The following is a 19661-nucleotide window of genomic DNA, read 5'->3' as shown; positions in this document are numbered from 1 at the left end:
TTGTAATAAGCTTTTAAAACAGGCATTTGCAATCGCCAAATCTGGGTTAATATATGACGATACTTTCAGAAGTGTGTTGGTGAAAAATTAAGTGAATTTTACTTGTTTTTTACCACAGTACTTTGTTGGGTAACGTATTTTTTATTCAGGATCTTTATCATAAATTTCAAACGAATATTCTCTTTCAATTTCATCTTTTTCATTTTTAGTTAAACTTTCAAACTGTTTACTAAAACGTTGAGTTGAAATTTTATTTTTGAAATTTAAGAAGATTAATTCCAAATTCTCAATAAGTTTTAAATATTCTCCATAAAGAGATTTTCTGCTTGATTTTATACTAATTAGCGAATTCTCTTTATTTTTTGACAAATAATCGATTACAATTTTTTCCAATGCCGTTTTTGAAGTTTTTTCGCCATTTATATAAGTCAAATTTTCTTTTGAAAAAGAAATACTTAAAGAACTCTCAATTCTTTCTATAGAATATTTAGGTTTTCCTATTCCCATTACAGAGAGAGATTTATTCATTTCTAAAACTAATAAAGCTCTCAATTTGTAATATTCAATCTTAAAATCTTTTTGGTCAAAGGTTTTTATAAAAATTTCAGAAACTTTTTCAGAGTCAAAATCTTCTTTTATCGAATCCATTCTTTTTTCGAGTAAAAACGTATTCGAATCTTTATACTTTTTTAAAGTCTTAATTTTTTCAGTACATTTTATGTTTGAATGAATTAAATCTGAATAATTAAGTTTATTGATTGAGTCAATAAGCGAAAAGTTTGTTTTATTATCGACAAACTTTTCAGCCATTACTTTCTTAAATAAATCATAGTAACTTTTTCCAGAATTATTGGCTAAAATTCCTTTTGAAATAAGTAGTTTTTCGTAAGTTTTATGAATTTTTTTAATTTCTTTTCCGTTTTCAGGCATTGCTTTAAAATAGCAATCACTGTAAATTTTTTCAATTTCTCTTTCTTGAGAATTACCTACAAAAAAAGTGAAAAATATAATTATTATAGACAATGTTTCTTTCATTCGTTATATGTTACCCAACGGTTTTGTATAAGGAAAGTTGCGTTTTTGTGGGCGAGGATTTTCCAAAGGAAAATCGGAAGCCGGCAAAAAAGCAATAACTTTCGCTTTAGCCAAATTTAGCAATTTTTCTTACACGTTGTTGGCTTTTGTGCTTTTTATAATTTATTCGGTTTTATAATTATTTCGCAAATTCCGTTTTCTCACTTTTTCATATTTTGGATTTTTCATAAATTTTGGTAATTCCGCAACAATTTTCAATTCACGTTTTTCTGAGAAATTCAGCTTTTACGTTTCTGAGAAAATTCCGCCGACTTTTGTGTTTTGTTATTAAATTCTACTTTTTAATTTTTTCGTTTTTCTGAGGAAATTCGCAAATGTTTTTTTCTGATTTTTCAGCTTTTTTCACAAGCAATTAATTCGCAAATTTCAATATTAAAAAACCAATTTTTTCGAAATAAATTTTCGTTTTTTTTGAGAATATTCCGAATACTCCTACTTTTCTTAAAAACTAAAAAGTTGATATTTAGCAGGATTTCGGCATTGAAGCCAACGTTCAGTATATGAAAAGTAGGCGATTTCGAAGCACCAAACTTTCGGTTAAGCACAAACTTTGACAGGAGCCAAAAGCCTTGAATTTATTACTGTTTCGCCTATTTTTTATATACATTGTTGTGTGCCGTATTTCATTAATGTTTTGATTTAAATCCGTTCGAGAAACTTCCCGAATTATTGTCTCCTTTATAGTTTATCTGAACGCTATATGATTTTCCTTTTTCTAATTTGTCTGTCTCTATAATAAATGAGTTTATTCCTTTCTTGGATTTGAACTTTAAGGAACCGATAATTTCATCAGTTTCATAATCTTTTATTTCAATATCGATATCAAGTTTGTCTAAAAAGTAGATTTCTATTTCCACTTTTCTATCCGACACGCTGGAAATATCTCTAATGTTATTTTCGTCTGTTATATAGGTTCTTTCTCTTTTAGTTCCTTTTTCAATTCCTTTGATTTTTGAATAAGTAATTATTCCTTGCACATTACCGAACTCCACAAATGGCATAGGAAAAAACGGAAGTATAAAATATCGATAAGGGTCAGATGTTGCTTGCACTATTTTTTCATAGGTAAATCCATTGATTGTGTCTTTACTCACACCTTGAAGGGAAAAACTCTTTTGTCCGTTCTGCCCAATGATTTTAAGTTCGGTTTTGTAGTCTTTGAATGGAATAAATTGATTTCCGGAATAATATCCACTATCTGAAACTTGAATCAAAAATTCTTCAGTATCTTCTTTTGAACCGCTCAAATAGTTGTAACCTTCAATTTCCATTTTTAGTGACTTATTGCCGTCAACTATAGTATCTCCAATGTATTTAACATTTTTAAATTGCTTGTCTTGGTATTCGGCAATTCCTGTTGAATCATTGTACCATTTTCTGCGATAAAACAATTGAATTTCGTCTCCTGATTGGATATCAAATCTGTTGTTGGTTTGGAAGTTGTTTTTAATACCTTCTGATATGTCATTATAATTGTCTCCGAAAAGTTGTTTTGTATAAAACTGTCCGTCACTCGAAACTGCTAATGTTTTCAAGGCAGGTATTAATAATGCATAAATCTCTGAATTTTCTGTTTTAAAATATTTTCTTGGGGTTTTATCTGTCGCTACTAAACTGTCTCTTGGATAGCTTCTTCTTGTATCGATAAATTCGAGGGACGTTTTTACTTGTTCTCCAAAAAGGGTAGCTATTTGTTCATTAGTCTTATTGTAGTCGATATTGTGAACGGTTTGAAGAGTTCGGTTAAGAAGTATATAATTACCATCTTTAAAAGATTCGTAATAGATGTCAGTTTTTTCAATATCAGAATAGTCGGTAAAGTCTTCCGTTTTGAATTTTAGGAAATTCCGATTTTCTATCAAAGTGTCTTTAAAATCCGTTCTAACTTGAAGTCCGATAATCTCATTATTTTGGTCAAAATATGTTGCTCGAACATATATTTTCGATTCAGCCATTTCTTTTCGGCTTGCTTGTCCAAAGCTGAATTGAGTTAGAAAAAGTAAAGTCATAAGTATTATTATTCTCATTAATCGGGTATCTTTATATGGCACACAACTTTGTTGTGTTATGGAAAGTTGCGATTTTTATGAACGGCTATTTTCCGCAGGAAAATTGAAGTGAGTAAAAATGCAACTGCCTTCGGTTAAGCTAAAAATAAGCAATTTTTTATACACGGTGTTATATAATAGTTGCACTACTTTTCTTTTTATTTTATTAAAACTCAATAGATACAATGCTTATAGAGGTTTTGTTAATGTAATGCAACGTAGCAAAAAGCAATTAAAAGCTAGTTTTGTTGTACCTATTGTTGTACCTTAGTATTCGGTTGCGTTGTTATGCATTCCTTAAAACCAATACTTTATGTCTTCAATAAAATTAATTTTAAGAAAAAACAAATTAGATAAATCTGGAGAAGCTCCTCTTTATTTAAGAGTTATCAAAGACCGTAAAACTAAATTCATTTCATTAAGTTTAAAATTGAATCCTAATGAGTGGGATGAAGATAGACAAAAAGTAAAGAAGAATCACAGTAATTCTACAAGACTGAACGCTTATATTTCTCAAAAGGTTGCAGACGCAAAAGGAGAGGTTGCGGATTTAGAAAGAAAAAACCTATCTACTTCAGCGAGAAAATTAAAAGAGGCCATAAAAGGAAAACCTTTAACGAACTTTTTTGACTATTCAGATAATCGTTGCGAAAAGCAAAAAGATACTTTAGCATACTCAACTTACAAAACCTATAAAGCATATTTAAAAAAGTTTGAAACTTTTGTTGGGCATCGTGAATTAATGTTTGAAGATATTACAGTAACTACATTAAAAGAGTACGCATCCTATTGCAGTTCTAAAATGGGGAACAATAACACAACCATAAATTTCTCTTTAAAGGTGATGAAAATAATGTTCAGAGAAGCGCAGAGAGAAGATTTAATACCTTTAGATTTATTTCCCTTCAACAAGTTTACGGTTAAAAAAGAAAAGAGTACAAGGCGCTATTTAACAGCCGAACAATTAGAAAGTTTTATTAATTTAGAAGTTCCTAATAATTACAAGGCGCAAATTATAAAAGATATGTTTATCTTTTCTGTTTTCTCTGGAGGTTTAAGGTTTGGTGATGTGTTAGAATTAAAATGGAATAATTACGATAAGAAAAATTCTAGAATAACAAAAATCATAAGAAAAACAGGTAGACAGCATAGTGTGAAAATTGGTCAAAAAGCAATTGATATTTTAGAAATTTACAAGCAAAAAGACCAAAAACAAGAAGACACTATTTTTCCTTTTACGACTATTAATGAAGAATATTTTACAGACAAAGAACATAGAAGTTTGGTAACAAGTAGAGCGATAGCATTAAGTAGTATGTATCTTAATAAAATGGGAAAACAATTAGAATTACCTTTTAATTTATCATTTCATTTAAGCAGACACACATTTGCAACTAGGGCATTAAATAATGGAATGCGAATAGAACACGTATCAAAATTAATGGACCATTCAGATATTGGAATAACGCAGGTATATGCAAAAATAATAAGTAGTGAGTTAGATAATGCAGTAGATAAATACATCAATTAAAAAATATGAAAGAAATTGTATATGATAGCTTTAAAACTACACTTAAAGAAGTACAGTTTTTAAGCAATATCATAAAGAAAGAAAAAGCAAGTAAAGACGAACTTCAAAAAGGATTAACGAAAGCTAGAGATTTGCTATTCTCTAGTTATAGTAGTTTAAATATATTAGATGAAGCTGTAACGAATTATGTTTCTGCAGGATATAAAATGGTTTTTTTAGAGGGAAACAAAAAGAAGAAAATATCTAAAGCGGAAGCAAAAGTTATTTATAGTAAACTAATAAATTTAATAAAAATAGAATTAGAAGAAGGCATCATAAACCCAAGAACAAAAATACACTCAGAGAACGAATTATTTTTATTATTTGGTATAACTTTTTATTCAGCCCAGGTTAGTGAAGAAATAAAAGAAATTGATAAAACATTAAAAATAGCAGAACTCAATAAAAATGAAAGTAAAAACATTTTTTTAAAATACTATAATGATGTTATAAAATTTATAGAAGACATTTTATTGTACGGCGTTTTTTTAATCTTTGATAAGCCAAAAGTAACTGTAGAAAATGGATTGTTAGACTTAAGACCAAATAGGAAAAAAGAATACATTCAAAAATGGGTAGATGGTACTGTGGAATATATGGATATATTTAGAAACAAGAGAACAGATCATTGGGCAGAAATTTACAACCTAAAATTAGGTGGTGAGAAAATAGAAGACATAGAAAAATTACAAATAAAATTATTTAACGAGTTTATTAAAAATACAGTTGATTCAGAAATTGAAGATATTCAGGAATTAGAAACTTCAAATAAAAATGAATTAATAAAAAACCATAAAGAGCTTATAGAAAATTTTTTTAAAGGAGATACTTCAAAAATAACAATAAAGAGACTTAAAAATATCTTTGGGTTTTCTAAATCTAAAGAAGTGCTTTTGGAGTATGATAATTTACTTAGGGATAAATTAATTTTAAGTGATTTTATTATTTATGAAAGAGGTAAATCTACTTATTCGACAACTTTTGTTGCAGGTTTCTTTATGAAATACCTAGATGAATTAAAAATCCTCTCTAGCACTAAAAGAGATACTGTTTCACTTCTACAAAAAAAAGAAAATACTTTTAAAACAGTGATTACCAATAAGTCAAAAAGAGAATACATTTATAATATACTAGAGCACTTTGGTGCTATAAATAGTGAAAGAAAATCGGTGTTAACCGAGCGTAAAAAGGGCGTGTTAAGAGGTGTTGTAGAGGCATTGATGGATAATAATATTTTACCTCAATTAGGCTTGCATAATTTATGTATAATAATAGCCAAAGAGATTAATTTAGAATTGAAATCAAAACTTGATTATCACGATACAGCTAAAAACGTTCATAAAGAGGCAAAAGAGTACATAAAAGAGAATCCATTTAATTAAATAACTTCTATTATAAGGTTTTATAAGGACGGCCTTATAACGTATTATCATTCATGCAATCTTGCGGTATAATTTAAAATAGATACCATAATGAATGCAGTAATTTTAACATCAGAACAGTACACAGAATTAGTAAATCGTTTAGATAGTTTAAACGTAAAACTAGAAGAAACTTCAAAAACTCCAGAAGCAACTTTTCTAGACAATCAAGAATTTATTCAGCTAATGAATATTAGCAAACGCACTGCCCAAACTTGGCGGGATGAAGGAATCGTGTCTTTTTCTCAAATAGGTTCTAAAATCTATTACAGAATGAGCGATGTAAAAAAGCTTTTAGATAAAAACTACAAAGCAGCATTCTCTAACAAAAAAAGAAACTATTAATCCTAAAAAACCAAGTTATGAAAAAGACCGTATCAGTATTCAAAAATTTTACAACAAAGGTTGAGGATACACCTTTAGAAGAAATCCTTAATAATATTAAAAAAGGTACTTATAAAGCTAAAATAAGCGATATAAGACACCTAATTAATAATGATGACAATGAAGCAGCAAACGAACTAAAAAAGCAATTATTAGCCTTTACAGTATCAGGTACATTTACCAATGGGAGAAGTGTAGATAAGATTAAAAATTATAGTCAATATGTAATTTTAGATATTGATAAACTTTCAACTGTTCAACTTAAGGAAATTACAAATCTCACACGATTAGCTCCTTATACTTTTGCATCTTTTATAAGTCCAAGCGGTAAAGGAGTAAAGATAATCGTGAAAATAAATACACAAAAAGAGCATCATAAAGAAGCCTACAAGCAAGTTGTTGATTATTACGAGCAGGCTTTAAATATTGATATAGATACTTCTGGAAGCGATATTTGTAGATTGTGTTTTGTGTCTTATGATGAAGATTGTTTTGTCAATAAAAATGCGGCAACTTTTGAAACAGAAATAAAACAAAAAGAAGCGATACTATCAACAGTCCAAAACAATCCAATAAGTAATAATATTGAAATTTACATAAAAGAAATAGAACAAACAGCAACAGATGTAACAGGTAATTATGAAACGTGGAGAAACTTAGGTTTTGCAATTTCAGAAGAATACGGAGAAACAGGAAGAGACTATTATCACAGAATAAGCAAATTCCATCAAAAATACAATTACAAAGAATGTGATGTTCAATTTTCAAACTGTTTAAAAGCAAAAGGATCAGGAGTAAATATTTCTACATTTTACTATATCGCACATCAAAATAACATAAAACCAATTAAAGAACCTATTGAGAAAGAAGTATTAAACGTTAAAGAAGAAAAGTTAAAAAAAGAGTTTGAAAGTAGTCCAACTTTCTCAACTTCCTTAATCCCTCAACTTCCGCAGTTACTACAAGATATGGTGAAACATTCTAGTACAGATCAAGAAAAAGATTTAATGATATTAGGTTCGATAACAACAATTAGTGCGTGTTTACCAAAGTTGTATGGTATTTATGATGGTGATAAAATATACCCTAATCTATTTCTATTTGTAACAGCACCAGCAGCTTCTGGAAAAGGGAAAATAAAATTCTGTAAACGTTTAGTAAATCCTATTCATAACAGTATGCAAGAAGAAACAAAGCTAATGAAAGAAGAATATAATAAGCAATTAGCATTGTATAATAAGCATAGTAAAAAAGACGAAACAATAAAGAAACCACAAAAGCCACCTTTAAAAATGTTATACATTCCTGCAAATAATAGTTCATCAGGCATGTTTCAATTGTTAAATGAGAACAAAGGAAAAGGATTAATTTTTGAAACCGAAGCAGATACATTAGCTAAGAACTTTACAAAAGATTATGGCGACTATTCAGATGGTTTTAGAAACGCATTTCATCACGAACCGATATCTTATTATCGTAAAACAGAGCGCGAATATGTAGAAATGAAAGAACCTTGTTTATCTTGTGTATTAACCGGTACACCAAAACAAGTGTTGTCATTAATGCCTAATGCAGAAAATGGTTTATTCAGTCGTTTTATGTTTTATCAAATGCCTGGTAGTACTAAATGGAGAAATGTATTTGCTAACAAATCTAAAAACGGTTTAAATGAGTATTACGATGTGTTAGGACAACAATTTTTTGAGTTGTATAAAACATTAAAATCAAATCAACCAATAAAGTTTTCATATACAGAAACACAGGAAGAAGAATTTTTAAAGTTCTTTCCAGATTTAAATCTATATTATTTAAATATCAATCCTTTAGATTATGATGCGACTGTAAAACGATTAGGAATTATAGCATTTAGAATAAGTATGATATTTACAGTATTACGTGTTTTAGAAACAGGCGATATATCAGCAGAATTATATTGTTCCGATGAAGATTTTAAATCAACATTAACAATTATAAAGGTTTTAAGTAAGCATAGTAGTAAAGTGTATTCAAGTTTACCAATAGACAAAACAAAAATTGAATACAAGAATAGTAAAGAGCAATTTATAGAAAGCTTACCAGTGCGTTTTACAACACAAGACTATTATAGCAAAGCTGCAAGTTTTAAGATTCCACAAAAATCAGCAGAAAGGTATATTACAAAATTGTGTAAAGACAATATTATAATAAGAGAATCACAGGGGTTTTACTACAATCCATCAAAAGAGAAAAGTAAGGGAACTGCGGAAAGTGAGGGGCTTAAGTAAAACTTCCCTCATTTCCCTCAAATACCGCATCCCTCGTATGGCTTACTATTTAAAATAGTGCTATTTTTATCATCTTAAAAAATTGCAACAAACAAACATTATCAATGTCAGAAGAACAAAAAAAACTACTCGAAAAACAACTATGGGCTATTGCTAACTTGTTAAGAGGTAAAATGGATGCCGACGATTACAGAAATTACATCTTAGGCTTTATATTCTTTAAATACCTTTCAGAGAAGTTACACCTATACGCCAATAAAATATTAGCACCAGACAATTTAACTTACGAGCAGTTAGATGAAAATTCAGAAAATGGTAAAATATACGTAGAAGCTGTTAAAAAAGCCTGTGTTAAAGAGTTGGGCTACTTCTTAAAACCAAGTGAATTATTTACGTCTATAGCTCAAAAAGGGAATAACCTTTCAGAAATAGTAACCAACGATAATGATGAAGCTAAACAGTTCTTTATTATTGAAGATTTAGAGCGTATTCTTACCAATATTGAGCAGAGTACCATGGGTACAGAATCTGAAGACGATTTTGTAAAACTCTTTGAAGATTTAGATTTAACGTCTGGTAAATTAGGAAGAACCGTAAAGGCTCAAAACGAAACCATTGCTAAAATTATAACACATTTAGATGAAATTGATTTTCAATTAGAAGATAATGATAGTGATTTATTAGGCGATGCATACGAGTTTCTAATCGGTCAGTTTGCGGCAAGTGCAGGTAAAAAAGCGGGTGAGTTTTACACACCTCAAGAAGTTTCTACCATATTAGCAAAAATTGTTACTACTCGTAAAAAGCGTTTGAAATCTGTATATGATCCAACCTGTGGAAGTGGCTCACTCTTATTACGTGTAGCAAAAGAAGTAGAGGATGTGGGGATGTTTTACGGACAAGAATTAAATCGTACTACCTACAACTTAGCACGTATGAATATGATTTTACACGATGTAAATTATCGTGAATTTGATATAAAGCAAGGAGATACTTTAGAAGAACCACAACACGCAGATATTGAATTAAAAGCAGAAGCCATAGTTGCAAACCCACCATTTTCTGCTAAGTGGTCTGCAAGTGGTATTTTTGCTACAGATGATAGATTTAGTCAGTATGGAAAATTAGCACCTAAAACAAAAGCAGATTTTTCATTTGTACAGCATATGATTCATCATTTAGATGAAAACGGCATCATGGCAACGGTATTACCACACGGAGTATTATTTAGAGGAAGTAGTGAAGCACATATAAGACGTTATTTAATAGAAGATAGAAACTACATTGATGCCGTAATTGGTTTGCCTGCAAACATCTTTTTTGGTACAGGCATACCAACGTGCATTTTAGTCATTAAAAAATGTAGAGAAGCGAATGAAGATGTATTATTTATTGATGCATCTAGTCATTTTGAAAAGAAAGGAAAAGATAATAAATTATTGCCAGAGCATATCAACCAAATTGTAGAAACCTATGCTAATAGAACGGTTACCGATAAATACAGCCACAGAGCAACGTTACAAGAAATAGCAGGTAACGATTACAACCTAAACATACCTCGTTATGTAGATACCTTTGAAGAAGCAGCACCTATTGATATTAATGCAGTTGCAGAAGAAATACAAGCATTAGATATTGAGTTGGCAGAAACAGATAAACGTATTGCTTCCTATTGCAAGGCGTTAAAAATTAAAACACCTTTTTAATATGGAAAAGCAATTAATACCACAATTGAGGTTTCCTAATTTTCAAGGTAAATGGGAAAAAGTAATTATATCAAAAATAGCTAATAAGATAACTGATGGTACACACGATACACCTAAACCAATAAAAGAAGGGATTCCATTTTTAACAGCCATACACGTTAAAGATGGTAAAATAGATTTTGATAATTGTTATTACCTTTCAGAAGAAGAGCATAATAAAATATATAAAAGATGTAATCCTGAATTTGGGGATTTATTGATGGTGAACATTGGTGCTGGAACTGCAACATCTGCAATGGTAAATGTGAATTATGAATTTAGTTTAAAAAATGTTGCTTTAATAAAACCTAACAAAGAAAAAATATATTCAAGCTTTTTTGCTCAAGTTCAAAGACGTAATAGTGATAGATTAAGACATCAAATTTCATCAGGTGGAGCACAGCCTTTTCTATCTTTAAAAGCTATAGGTAAATTAAAATTAAATATCCCATCTCTTCCAGAACAACAAACAATAGCAGCATTCCTTACAGATGTAGATGATAAAATTACCAAACTAACCAAAAAGAAAACCCTTTTAGAGCAATACAAAAAAGGCATCATGCAAAAAATCTTTCATCAAGAATTAAGGTTTAAAGATGATGATGGTAATTATTATCCTAAATGGAAGATTAAGAAGTTGGGGGATTTAGGAAGTACCTTAAACGGTTTAACAGGTAAGACTAAAGAAAATTTTGGTAGTGGTAAGCCATATATTCAATACAAGCAAATTTTTGATAGTTCTAAAATCAATATTAATAATTGTGGCTTAGTTGATATTACTATTAGAGATAAACAAACTAAAGTTCAATATGGTGATGTTTTTTTTACAACTTCATCAGAAACACCAAATGAAATAGGTACTGCATCTGTGTTGTTAGATAATATTGAAGAAATGTATCTTAATAGTTTTTGTTTTGGTTTTAGAGTAAATCAATTAGACTTATATCCTGCATTTAGTCAGTTTCTATTTAGAAGTACAAATTTTAGAAAAAAAATGATTCCTTTAGCACAAGGTAGTACGAGGTATAATATTTCTAAATCGGCATTTGTAAAACTTAAGGTTAGTTTGCCGAATGTGGCAGAACAAACCAAAATAGCCAATTTCTTATCAGAGTTAGATTTAAAAATAGAAGCTTTAAATAACAACATAGAAAATAGCAAAAACTTTAAAAAAGGATTATTACAAAAGATGTTTGTATAGATTATGACAACACAACCAGAGCAAGTATTAGAAAATAATTTAATAAGCCAATTAGTAGCATTAGGCCATAAATCTGTTGTTATAAAAACAGAAGAGGACTTAGTAAGCAATCTTAAATCACAATTAGAAAAGCATAATAAAACTACATTTACAGCTGCTGAGTTTGATAGAATAGTCATCCACCTTTCTAAAGGTAATATTTTCGATAAAGCCAAAACCTTACGAGATAAATATGTGCTTCAAAAAGACAATGGAGAGAAGGCATATATTGAGTTTATCAATCAAGATTTTTGGTGTCAAAATCAATTCCAAGTAACCAATCAAATTACTATAAATGGCAAACGTGAAAACCGTTACGATGTAACGATTCTTATTAATGGTTTACCATTAGTACAAATAGAATTAAAACGTAGAGGTATAGAATTAAAAGAAGCCTTTAATCAAATACAACGCTATCAAAAAGAATCCTTTGCATCAAATAATGCCTTATTTAATTATGTGCAAATATTTGTAATTAGTAATGGTGTAGACACCAAGTATTATGCAAATAGTCAAAAACAAAGTTTTAAATTCACATCGTTTTGGGGTGATGAAAAGAATAAAAAAATAACGCAATTAGATAAGTTTGCAAGCATATTTTTAGAGCCTTGTCATATTGCTAAAATGATTACCAAGTATATTGTTTTACACGAAAGCGATAAAATATTAATGGTATTGCGTCCTTACCAATTTTATGCAGTAGAAGCTATTATAGACAGAGTAAAAAATTCTGATAAAAACGGATATATCTGGCATACCACAGGTTCAGGAAAAACACTAACATCATTTAAAGCAAGTCAAATATTAACACATAATCCTAAAATTAAAAAAGTAGTATTTGTAGTAGATAGGCAAGATTTAGACGATCAAACCGTAAGAGAATTTAGAGCGTTTGATAAAGACAGTATTGATGGTACAGAGAATACAAAAATGTTGATCAGTCAATTTTTAGATAATAACAGACCTTTATTAGTTACAACGATTCAAAAGTTAAATTCTGCAATATCAAAAGCAAAGTTCAGAAAGCAAATAGAAGCTCTAAAGGATGAAAAAATAGTATTTATTTTTGATGAATGTCATCGTTCTCAATTTGGAGATACACATAAGCGTATTGTGAGCTTTTTTACCAATCATCAATTATTTGGTTTTACAGGAACACCAATATTTGTAAAAAATGCCATCAGTAAAAAGAGCATCAAACAAACAACCGCAAACCTATTTCACGAGTGTTTGCATAAATACGTAATTACAGATGCCATTAGAGATGAAAATGTTTTAAAATTCTCAATAGAATATTACAATGTTTTTAAATCTAAAGGTGATGTAGATGAAACTAAAGTAGAGGACATAAACAAACAAGAAGTATATGAAAGTGATGAGTATCTAAATACCATTGCAAACTACATTATAGCAAATCACAATCGTAAAACGCATCACAGAACGTTTACAGCAATATTTTGTGTAAGTAGCGTAGATATTCTAATTAAATATTACGACCTATTAAAAGCTAAAAAAGAAGCTGGAGAACATCGTTTAAATATTGCTACAATCTTTTCCTATAATGTAAATGAAGAAGATAAAGATGCAAATGGTCAAATACAAGAAGAAGATGTAAATGATGATAAACCTGTAAACAAACACACAAGAGATAAGTTAGATGAATTTATTGCAGATTACAATCAACAATTTGGTTCTAAACATTCTACTAAAGATGGTGTTGCATTTCTAAACTATAAAAAGGATATTTCTAAGCGAGTTAAGAATAAACAGATTGATATATTATTAGTAGTTAATATGTTCCTTACAGGTTTTGATAGTAAGTCCTTAAATACACTCTATGTGGATAAAAATTTAAACTATCACGGTTTAATACAAGCCTATTCACGTACAAATAGAATCTTAAACGAAAAGAAATCACAAGGTAATATTTTAGCGTTTCGCAATCTAAAACAAAACACAGATGATGCTATTGCATTGTTTTCAGATAAAAACGCACAAGAAACGATTATAATTGCACCTTATGAAGAGCAGGTAAAGAAATTTAATGAAGCTTATAAAGTGTTAATGGGTATAGCACCAACGGTTGATAGTGTAAGTGATTTAGTAACAGAAGAAGATGAATTAGAGTTTGCTAAAGCATTTAGAGAAATCATGCGCTTAAAAAATATATTATCATCATTTATCGAATTTACATTTGATGATACTTATATGAAAGACCAAGAGTTTGCAGATTACACAAGTAAGTATTTAGACTTGTATGATAAGATAAAAACAAACAATCAAAAAGAAACAGTATCTATTTTAGATGAAATTGATTTTGAATTAGAATTAATACATCGTGATGAAATTAATGTCGCTTACATAATGAAATTATTAGCACAATTAAAAGATGCGAAACCAAAAGACCAAGAAAAACAGAAAAAACAAATTATAGATTTAATTGCTGGTGAATCAGAGTTAAGAAGTAAAAGAGTTTTGATAGAAAAGTTCATTCAAAATAATCTTCCAAAAATAAATGATAGTGAAACTATTGAAGAAGAATTTAAAAACTATTGGCAAGAAGAAACTAAAAAAGCTTTACAAGAATTAAGTACAGCAGAATCATTAAAACAAGATAAAGTAGAAGACATCATAAACGATTTTCTTTTCACAGGAAGAATGGCAACCGAAGATGAGGTTATTGAAGCATTAGAAAAACAACCAAGTGTTTTACAAAGAGAATCCATAAGCACTAGAATAACAGAAAAAATAAAAGATTTTGTAAAGACTTTTATTAATGGTGTTGATAATTAAATTGAAGAAAAAAAATGAACGTCAATTCAGGTATTATTTATCAACATTTATTTAATGTTTTTTCACCTAATAGTCGAAAAACTTATAATTAAATTGAAATTATTTTTAGTTTTTTTATTTTTAAGAATTACTATTTTTATGATAATAATTAGTAACAAATCCGTCCTAATGTAGTTATATGAGTAAGTTTGTTATTCTTTTAGTAAAATAATTACCCATTAAGTAAATGTTTTTTTTGTATATTTGCAGTAACATACTTACCCCGCTTCCCGTAGAACAGCGCGCTCAGGGTAAGTTTTTTTTTGCCTTATATTTAGCTATGACTAAGGAGAGTTATTTAAAACCACCATTATCTTATCAGCAGCAATTCGAACAATTATCAGAAAGAGGTTTGTCATTCGAAGGTTGTGAAGAAAAAGCATTGCATCTTTTAGAAAAATTAAGTTATTACAGATTATCGGGTTATTGGTATACCTTAATAGATAATCCTAAAAGGAATCATAAATTTAAAACGGATGCTCATTTTAACCAAGCTTTCGAATTATATAAATTTGATCGTGAATTACGTCTTTTAATTCTAAGCCAAATTGAAAAAATTGAGGTTGCGATTAGAGCTATAATTGCCTATGAGTGTTCTCATAGTTGGGGTGTTTTTTGGCTATCAGAATCAAAAAATTTTAAATCACATGCACAGCATACGAGAGATTTAAGTAAAATATTTGGTGAGGTTGGTAGGAGTAAAGAGCTATTTCTTCAAGAGTATAAGAAAAAATATACCGAAGATTTGCCTCCGAGTTGGATAGCTTTAGAGGTTTGTTCTTTTGGTAGTTTATCACATATTTATGATAATCTTAAGGGCGGTAGAACGAAAAGAAATATTTCAAGAAAATTTGGTTTAAGAGATGATGTATTTGCTACTTGGCTTCATACATTAGTTTACATTCGTAATACTTGTGCGCACCACAGTAGGTTGTGGAATAAAAGCTTAACAATAAAAGCGACTGTACCAACTCAAACCTCTTTAAATTGGATTTCAAATTTTTACAATATAGATACTCGTACAGGTAATCGTATGCATGTTAAACATCGTACTTATTTTCTTTTATGTATGGTTCAATATCTTATACAGTCCGTAAACCCTAATAATAAGTTTAAAGATAAATTAGATGCCTTATTTACAGAATACAATTCGGTAGATAGAAAGGCTTTAGGTTATACAGATGATTGGAAAACAGAGCCTTTGTGGCAATAAAACCCCCACAACACAAAACCCAATTTTTAGCGAAAAGCAAAAAAACTCTGTCTTTTGTGTTATTCCGCACACCTCCGCAAGTTTAGCGTTTTAATAGTCTAGAGGTACTTGCATTTTAAAGCTTGTATTTTCGTACACTCAAATACAACTGTAAAAAACAATCTTTAATATTTTTATCATAAAACACTAAACTCCCCAAAGCTAAGTTACATAACACAAGTTATAATACTCTTTCGTAAAAACTACAGGTAGTTATAACTGGTATTATGTAAAATAGCCGCACATCCAACGCGCACCTCGGAAATTAGAAATAACATATAGATAAATTAAGAACATGTAGGCTATGTTGCATTGTTTTTACAAGTGCTTTTAGGCTTCATTAAATCAGTCAAGAAAAAATACAAATTAGCATTATTTAGCATATTTCTAAGGCACCTATAAAATCAAAAAAAAGCCAATAAGAGTATAAAGTTTTATTTGTAAAGAAAGAAGTAAAGTTGTTTTCACTAAAAGCAGCTGCTCATAAGGTTTCTTAAAATAAAGCAATAAGTAGAGGTAGTTTAGTTCTTAAAAAAGAGCATAGATAGCAACCACTTTTAACAAAAACAATCAAGAAGTTAGAACAAAACAAATAAAAAATTATACACTTATTCTCGCTGCTGCCCACGCACTAGGTACTTTTATTCAGTTTTTTATAAAAAAAAACCCACATCGTAGAGAGGTGGGTAAATTGCTATGAAAAAGAAAGTATGAAGATACTATTTTTTTTAATATAAAATAACTTTTTCACCCACTTTGTGTCATTCAATCGCCATTGGGCTAACATTTTCAAAATTTGAGAATGCCTTTGCGCGCAATTCATCCGCAATTCTCAATTTTTGAAAACGGGTAAATTATGGAAAGTGAGCATTCTTGTTGATATCTTAATAGTTCGATACATATAAACGCATCCTAAGTTACGGATTCCCGAACAATTATGTTAGAGTATATTATTAGTTTTGAAAAAATAACATAACAAAATGAAAGTAAAAAAAAATATTAAAGTATCTGCATTATTTTTAATTATTACAGTCTTTATGTCTTGTGGTGCAATGTCAAGAGTAGAAATACCAACGCCTGAACCTGCAACTAAAAATGTAGAAACTAAATCTAATAAGAACTCTAATTTTATTAAAGCAAATGAATGGATGGTACAAAGTTTTAATGATGCTAAAAGCATCATCCAGTTCAAAGATAAAGAAGCTGGTATTGTTAAGGGGAAATACCTAATGAGAGCAGGAGTTGTTAGTACTAGTGCATATGTTCAATCTACAGCAAGTTTTTATTCAGTTATAACAATTAGGGTAAAAGATAATATATCAAGAATTGAAATAAACGCACCTTCTGGAATATATTCTCAAAAATCTATGGGAATTGAGTATGGTTTTACTAAAGAATTATTTCTTACTAAAGCGAATGTATTAATTACAGAATTTGAAGAATATATGAAGATGGAATCGAGGAATGACAATTGGTAACCGAAATTATTTTAAAATGCAAACCACCTTTAATTTAACTTTTAGGTGGTTTTTTGTTGTATAGAATTTTTATGTTTCAAAAACAATAAAGAAAATTTAATGAGACTGTTTATGTATCAATGATCTGTCATTTATAAATTTTTTTAAATCAAATCGCTAAGCAAAAAACACACAATATGTCATTCTGAAAATGGCAGTTTTAAGGTCTTGTAATTATTCTTTACTACTACTGAAAAGCAAACGAAAGAAACGCAGCGTTAACACATCATGACACGTTTAAATAGTAACAATTTGGCATTATTATAGTTATATTGTAGTAGGAAGTGAAGTTTAAAGCAATATAAAGTCCGTACCAAATTCGAGCGAGTATTAATTTAAATATTTATATAATTATGGGAAAGATTGGACAAGGAATTTTAGGAGGGTTATCAGGAAAAGTTGGTAACATTATTGGTGGAAGTTGGAAAGGTATCGACTACATTAGAATTAAGCCAACGAGCGTGGCGAATCCTCGAACAGTGGGGCAGGTAAATCAGCGTAATAAATTTAGGGTTACTTTGGAGTATTTACAGGCGAACAAAGATTTTATTAAAATCGGATATAAGGCTTTTGCAACAAAGAAAACAGAGTTTAATGCTGCGATGTCTTATGTGTTAAATAATGCGGTAGGAGGTACAGCACCTGATTTTATCATTGATTATTCTTTAGCTTTATTAAGTAGAGGGGGTTTGTCTGGAGTTTTAAATGGAATAAAGGATTTGTCAACTGCGGGTCAAGTTTCTTTTGCTTGGGACGATAATTCTACAGATGGGAATGCAAACGCAACAGATAAAGCAATGGTATTAGTTTACAACCCAAGTAAGAAAGAATCAATTTCAATTCTTGCTGGAGCTGATAGAACTGTAGGTTCGCAAGTTGTTACAATTCCGAACACGTATGCAGGAGAGACTGTAGAGCTGTTTATGGCATTTGTTTCTGCTGATGGTAAGATAGTATCAAATAGTGTGTATTTAGGCTCTGGTACGGCAGCTTAATGGTTTTAAGTTTAAATACACGTTACAAACCGTTTCTATTAATTTAGAAGCGGTTTTTTTATGCTTATAGATCACTTGATTGTATTCTTTAAAAGTTGTACCTATGTTGTACCTTTTTTAAAACAATGTTTTAAAATCCTTTAAATATAAGGCTTGTGTAGGTTAGTTAGTATAACACGGTGTTGCAAGTAGTAGTTTTTTTCATACAATTCAGGTTTTTATATTTTCCTTTTTTTTTGTTTCCAGCTTTTTTCACAAACTTTTAATTCCGTAAATATTTGCAATTCCACAACTTGTTGAATTCCGATATTTGGAAACCTTTTTTCTTTTTTTTTACATGATTAAAAATTCCGCTAAACTATTGAATTCCGAATTTACTCCAATTCCATAATTTTGGAAATTCCTTCTTTTGATAAAATTCTGATTAGCGAGAGAGTGTTGCATAATTCCCCAATTTCTCCGAACTTTAGAAATAAAAAAATTATAAATTTCTAACGAAAATTTATTTGGTTTGAGAAATCTCCGCTATTACTTGCAACGCTGTTGTGCTTATGATTTGTTGCGTAAATTTAGCAAAAAAATAATTAAAACACCAGACTTTCACGTTTGCGTAGTTTTTCCAACGGAAAAACTACGCAAGCAATAAATTATGCACGTTGTTGGCAAAAGCGATTTAATATTTTTTTTTGCAAAATTTTTCAGCATTTTCTATTTTTATTTCTTTTTTTTATTTTCAGAATTCAGATTTTGAGTAAGTATTCCGCAAAGATTTATAATTCCGTATTTTGCTCAATTCCGCAATTTTGGTTTTTCAGAGTTTGAGTAAATTCGGCGTTTTGAGAATTTCACAAACTTGCTGAATTTCGCAATCTTAATTTTTTCAGAATTTGAGTAAATTCCACATTTTGCTATTTTCCGAAAACTTGGCAAAATTCCGCAAACATTTTTTTGTTTTCCTTTTTTTAGCGTTTCAGAATTCAGAAATTCGAATAACTATTAATCTGGTTTGAGTGATTTCCGAAGTTTTTGCCAACGTTGTTGTATATGGTTTGTTGCGTGGTTTAAGCAACTAATTTAGTAAATATTTACCGACCAAGAAAGTCCGCGAGGACTTTCGTAAGTAGGCGAGAAGCCAGCAATAAATTATATACGGCTTAACTTAGCATTATACTAAATATGTTAACTTAAACAATATAAATTAGAAAGCACAAAAGAGGGGATTAAGGTTATTTTATACGCAGAGACTATAGATCTCGTCAACATTGAAAATCACCTCTCTTTTCTACACAGATTTCGTA

General features: G+C 29.6%; 12 protein-coding genes. 10 read left to right on the top strand and 2 right to left on the bottom strand.

What is annotated here, in order from left to right:
- Positions 1 to 141: 141 nt before the first annotated feature.
- Both ES045_RS15935 and ES045_RS15930 read right to left on the bottom strand, forming a co-directional pair.
- Complete coding sequence (locus tag ES045_RS15935) at positions 142 to 1035, bottom strand: hypothetical protein (protein ID WP_147117274.1); 894 nt, start codon at positions 1033 to 1035, stop codon at positions 142 to 144.
- A 686-nt stretch (positions 1036 to 1721) separates the two neighbouring features.
- Positions 1722 to 3122 (bottom strand): hypothetical protein, encoded by a 1401-nt coding sequence (locus tag ES045_RS15930; protein ID WP_147117273.1) that lies wholly within the window; start codon positions 3120 to 3122, stop codon positions 1722 to 1724.
- Between the two features lie 334 nt (positions 3123 to 3456).
- Between ES045_RS15930 and ES045_RS15925 the strand changes: the two genes are divergently transcribed.
- From ES045_RS15925 to ES045_RS15880, 10 genes are all read left to right on the top strand, one after another.
- Entirely contained in the window at positions 3457 to 4674 is a 1218-nt protein-coding gene (locus ES045_RS15925) for a site-specific integrase (protein ID WP_147117272.1), read from the top strand.
- A gap of 5 nt (positions 4675 to 4679) precedes the next feature.
- Positions 4680 to 6095, top strand: a complete 1416-nt coding sequence (locus ES045_RS15920; protein ID WP_147117271.1) for a hypothetical protein — start codon at positions 4680 to 4682, stop codon at positions 6093 to 6095.
- 90 nt (positions 6096 to 6185) lie between these two features.
- The gene (locus tag ES045_RS15915) at positions 6186 to 6479 is read left to right on the top strand and encodes a helix-turn-helix domain-containing protein (protein WP_147117270.1); all 294 of its coding nucleotides are present in this window, start codon (positions 6186 to 6188) and stop codon (positions 6477 to 6479) included.
- A gap of 17 nt (positions 6480 to 6496) precedes the next feature.
- Positions 6497 to 8782 carry a DUF3987 domain-containing protein gene (locus ES045_RS15910; RefSeq protein ID WP_147117269.1) on the top strand — a complete coding sequence of 762 codons (2286 nt, stop codon included), beginning with the start codon at positions 6497 to 6499 and terminating at the stop codon, positions 8780 to 8782.
- 104 nt (positions 8783 to 8886) lie between these two features.
- Entirely contained in the window at positions 8887 to 10488 is a 1602-nt protein-coding gene (locus tag ES045_RS15905; RefSeq protein WP_147117268.1) for a type I restriction-modification system subunit M, read from the top strand.
- Position 10489: 1 nt separating this feature from the next.
- Positions 10490 to 11728 (top strand): restriction endonuclease subunit S, encoded by a 1239-nt coding sequence (locus ES045_RS15900; protein WP_147117267.1) that lies wholly within the window; start codon positions 10490 to 10492, stop codon positions 11726 to 11728.
- A gap of 3 nt (positions 11729 to 11731) precedes the next feature.
- Complete coding sequence (locus ES045_RS15895) at positions 11732 to 14560, top strand: type I restriction endonuclease subunit R (protein WP_147117266.1); 2829 nt, start codon at positions 11732 to 11734, stop codon at positions 14558 to 14560.
- A 319-nt stretch (positions 14561 to 14879) separates the two neighbouring features.
- Positions 14880 to 15812, top strand: a complete 933-nt coding sequence (locus ES045_RS15890) for an Abi family protein (RefSeq protein WP_189663136.1) — start codon at positions 14880 to 14882, stop codon at positions 15810 to 15812.
- A gap of 1019 nt (positions 15813 to 16831) precedes the next feature.
- Positions 16832 to 17329 (top strand): DUF4468 domain-containing protein, encoded by a 498-nt coding sequence (locus ES045_RS15885; protein WP_147117264.1) that lies wholly within the window; start codon positions 16832 to 16834, stop codon positions 17327 to 17329.
- Between the two features lie 392 nt (positions 17330 to 17721).
- A complete protein-coding gene (locus tag ES045_RS15880) occupies positions 17722 to 18363 on the top strand; it encodes a DUF6266 family protein (protein ID WP_147117263.1) in 642 nt (213 codons plus the stop codon).
- The last annotated feature ends 1298 nt before the right edge of the window (positions 18364 to 19661 follow it).

Source organism: Polaribacter sp. IC073, from assembly GCF_007997075.1.
GTDB lineage: Bacteria > Bacteroidota > Bacteroidia > Flavobacteriales > Flavobacteriaceae > Polaribacter.
Note: the sequence above shows the minus strand (reverse complement) of the source record. Positions and strands in the feature narration are given on the sequence as shown.

Coding starts and splice junctions, on each gene's coding strand:
- ES045_RS15935 (WP_147117274.1), bottom strand. CDS start 1,035: ATGAAAGAAACATTGTCTATAATAATTATATTTTTCACTTTTTTTGTA.
- ES045_RS15930 (WP_147117273.1), bottom strand. CDS start 3,122: ATGAGAATAATAATACTTATGACTTTACTTTTTCTAACTCAATTCAGC.
- ES045_RS15925 (WP_147117272.1), top strand. CDS start 3,457: ATGTCTTCAATAAAATTAATTTTAAGAAAAAACAAATTAGATAAATCT.
- ES045_RS15920 (WP_147117271.1), top strand. CDS start 4,680: ATGAAAGAAATTGTATATGATAGCTTTAAAACTACACTTAAAGAAGTA.
- ES045_RS15915 (WP_147117270.1), top strand. CDS start 6,186: ATGAATGCAGTAATTTTAACATCAGAACAGTACACAGAATTAGTAAAT.
- ES045_RS15910 (WP_147117269.1), top strand. CDS start 6,497: ATGAAAAAGACCGTATCAGTATTCAAAAATTTTACAACAAAGGTTGAG.
- ES045_RS15905 (WP_147117268.1), top strand. CDS start 8,887: ATGTCAGAAGAACAAAAAAAACTACTCGAAAAACAACTATGGGCTATT.
- ES045_RS15900 (WP_147117267.1), top strand. CDS start 10,490: ATGGAAAAGCAATTAATACCACAATTGAGGTTTCCTAATTTTCAAGGT.
- ES045_RS15895 (WP_147117266.1), top strand. CDS start 11,732: ATGACAACACAACCAGAGCAAGTATTAGAAAATAATTTAATAAGCCAA.
- ES045_RS15890 (WP_189663136.1), top strand. CDS start 14,880: ATGACTAAGGAGAGTTATTTAAAACCACCATTATCTTATCAGCAGCAA.
- ES045_RS15885 (WP_147117264.1), top strand. CDS start 16,832: ATGAAAGTAAAAAAAAATATTAAAGTATCTGCATTATTTTTAATTATT.
- ES045_RS15880 (WP_147117263.1), top strand. CDS start 17,722: ATGGGAAAGATTGGACAAGGAATTTTAGGAGGGTTATCAGGAAAAGTT.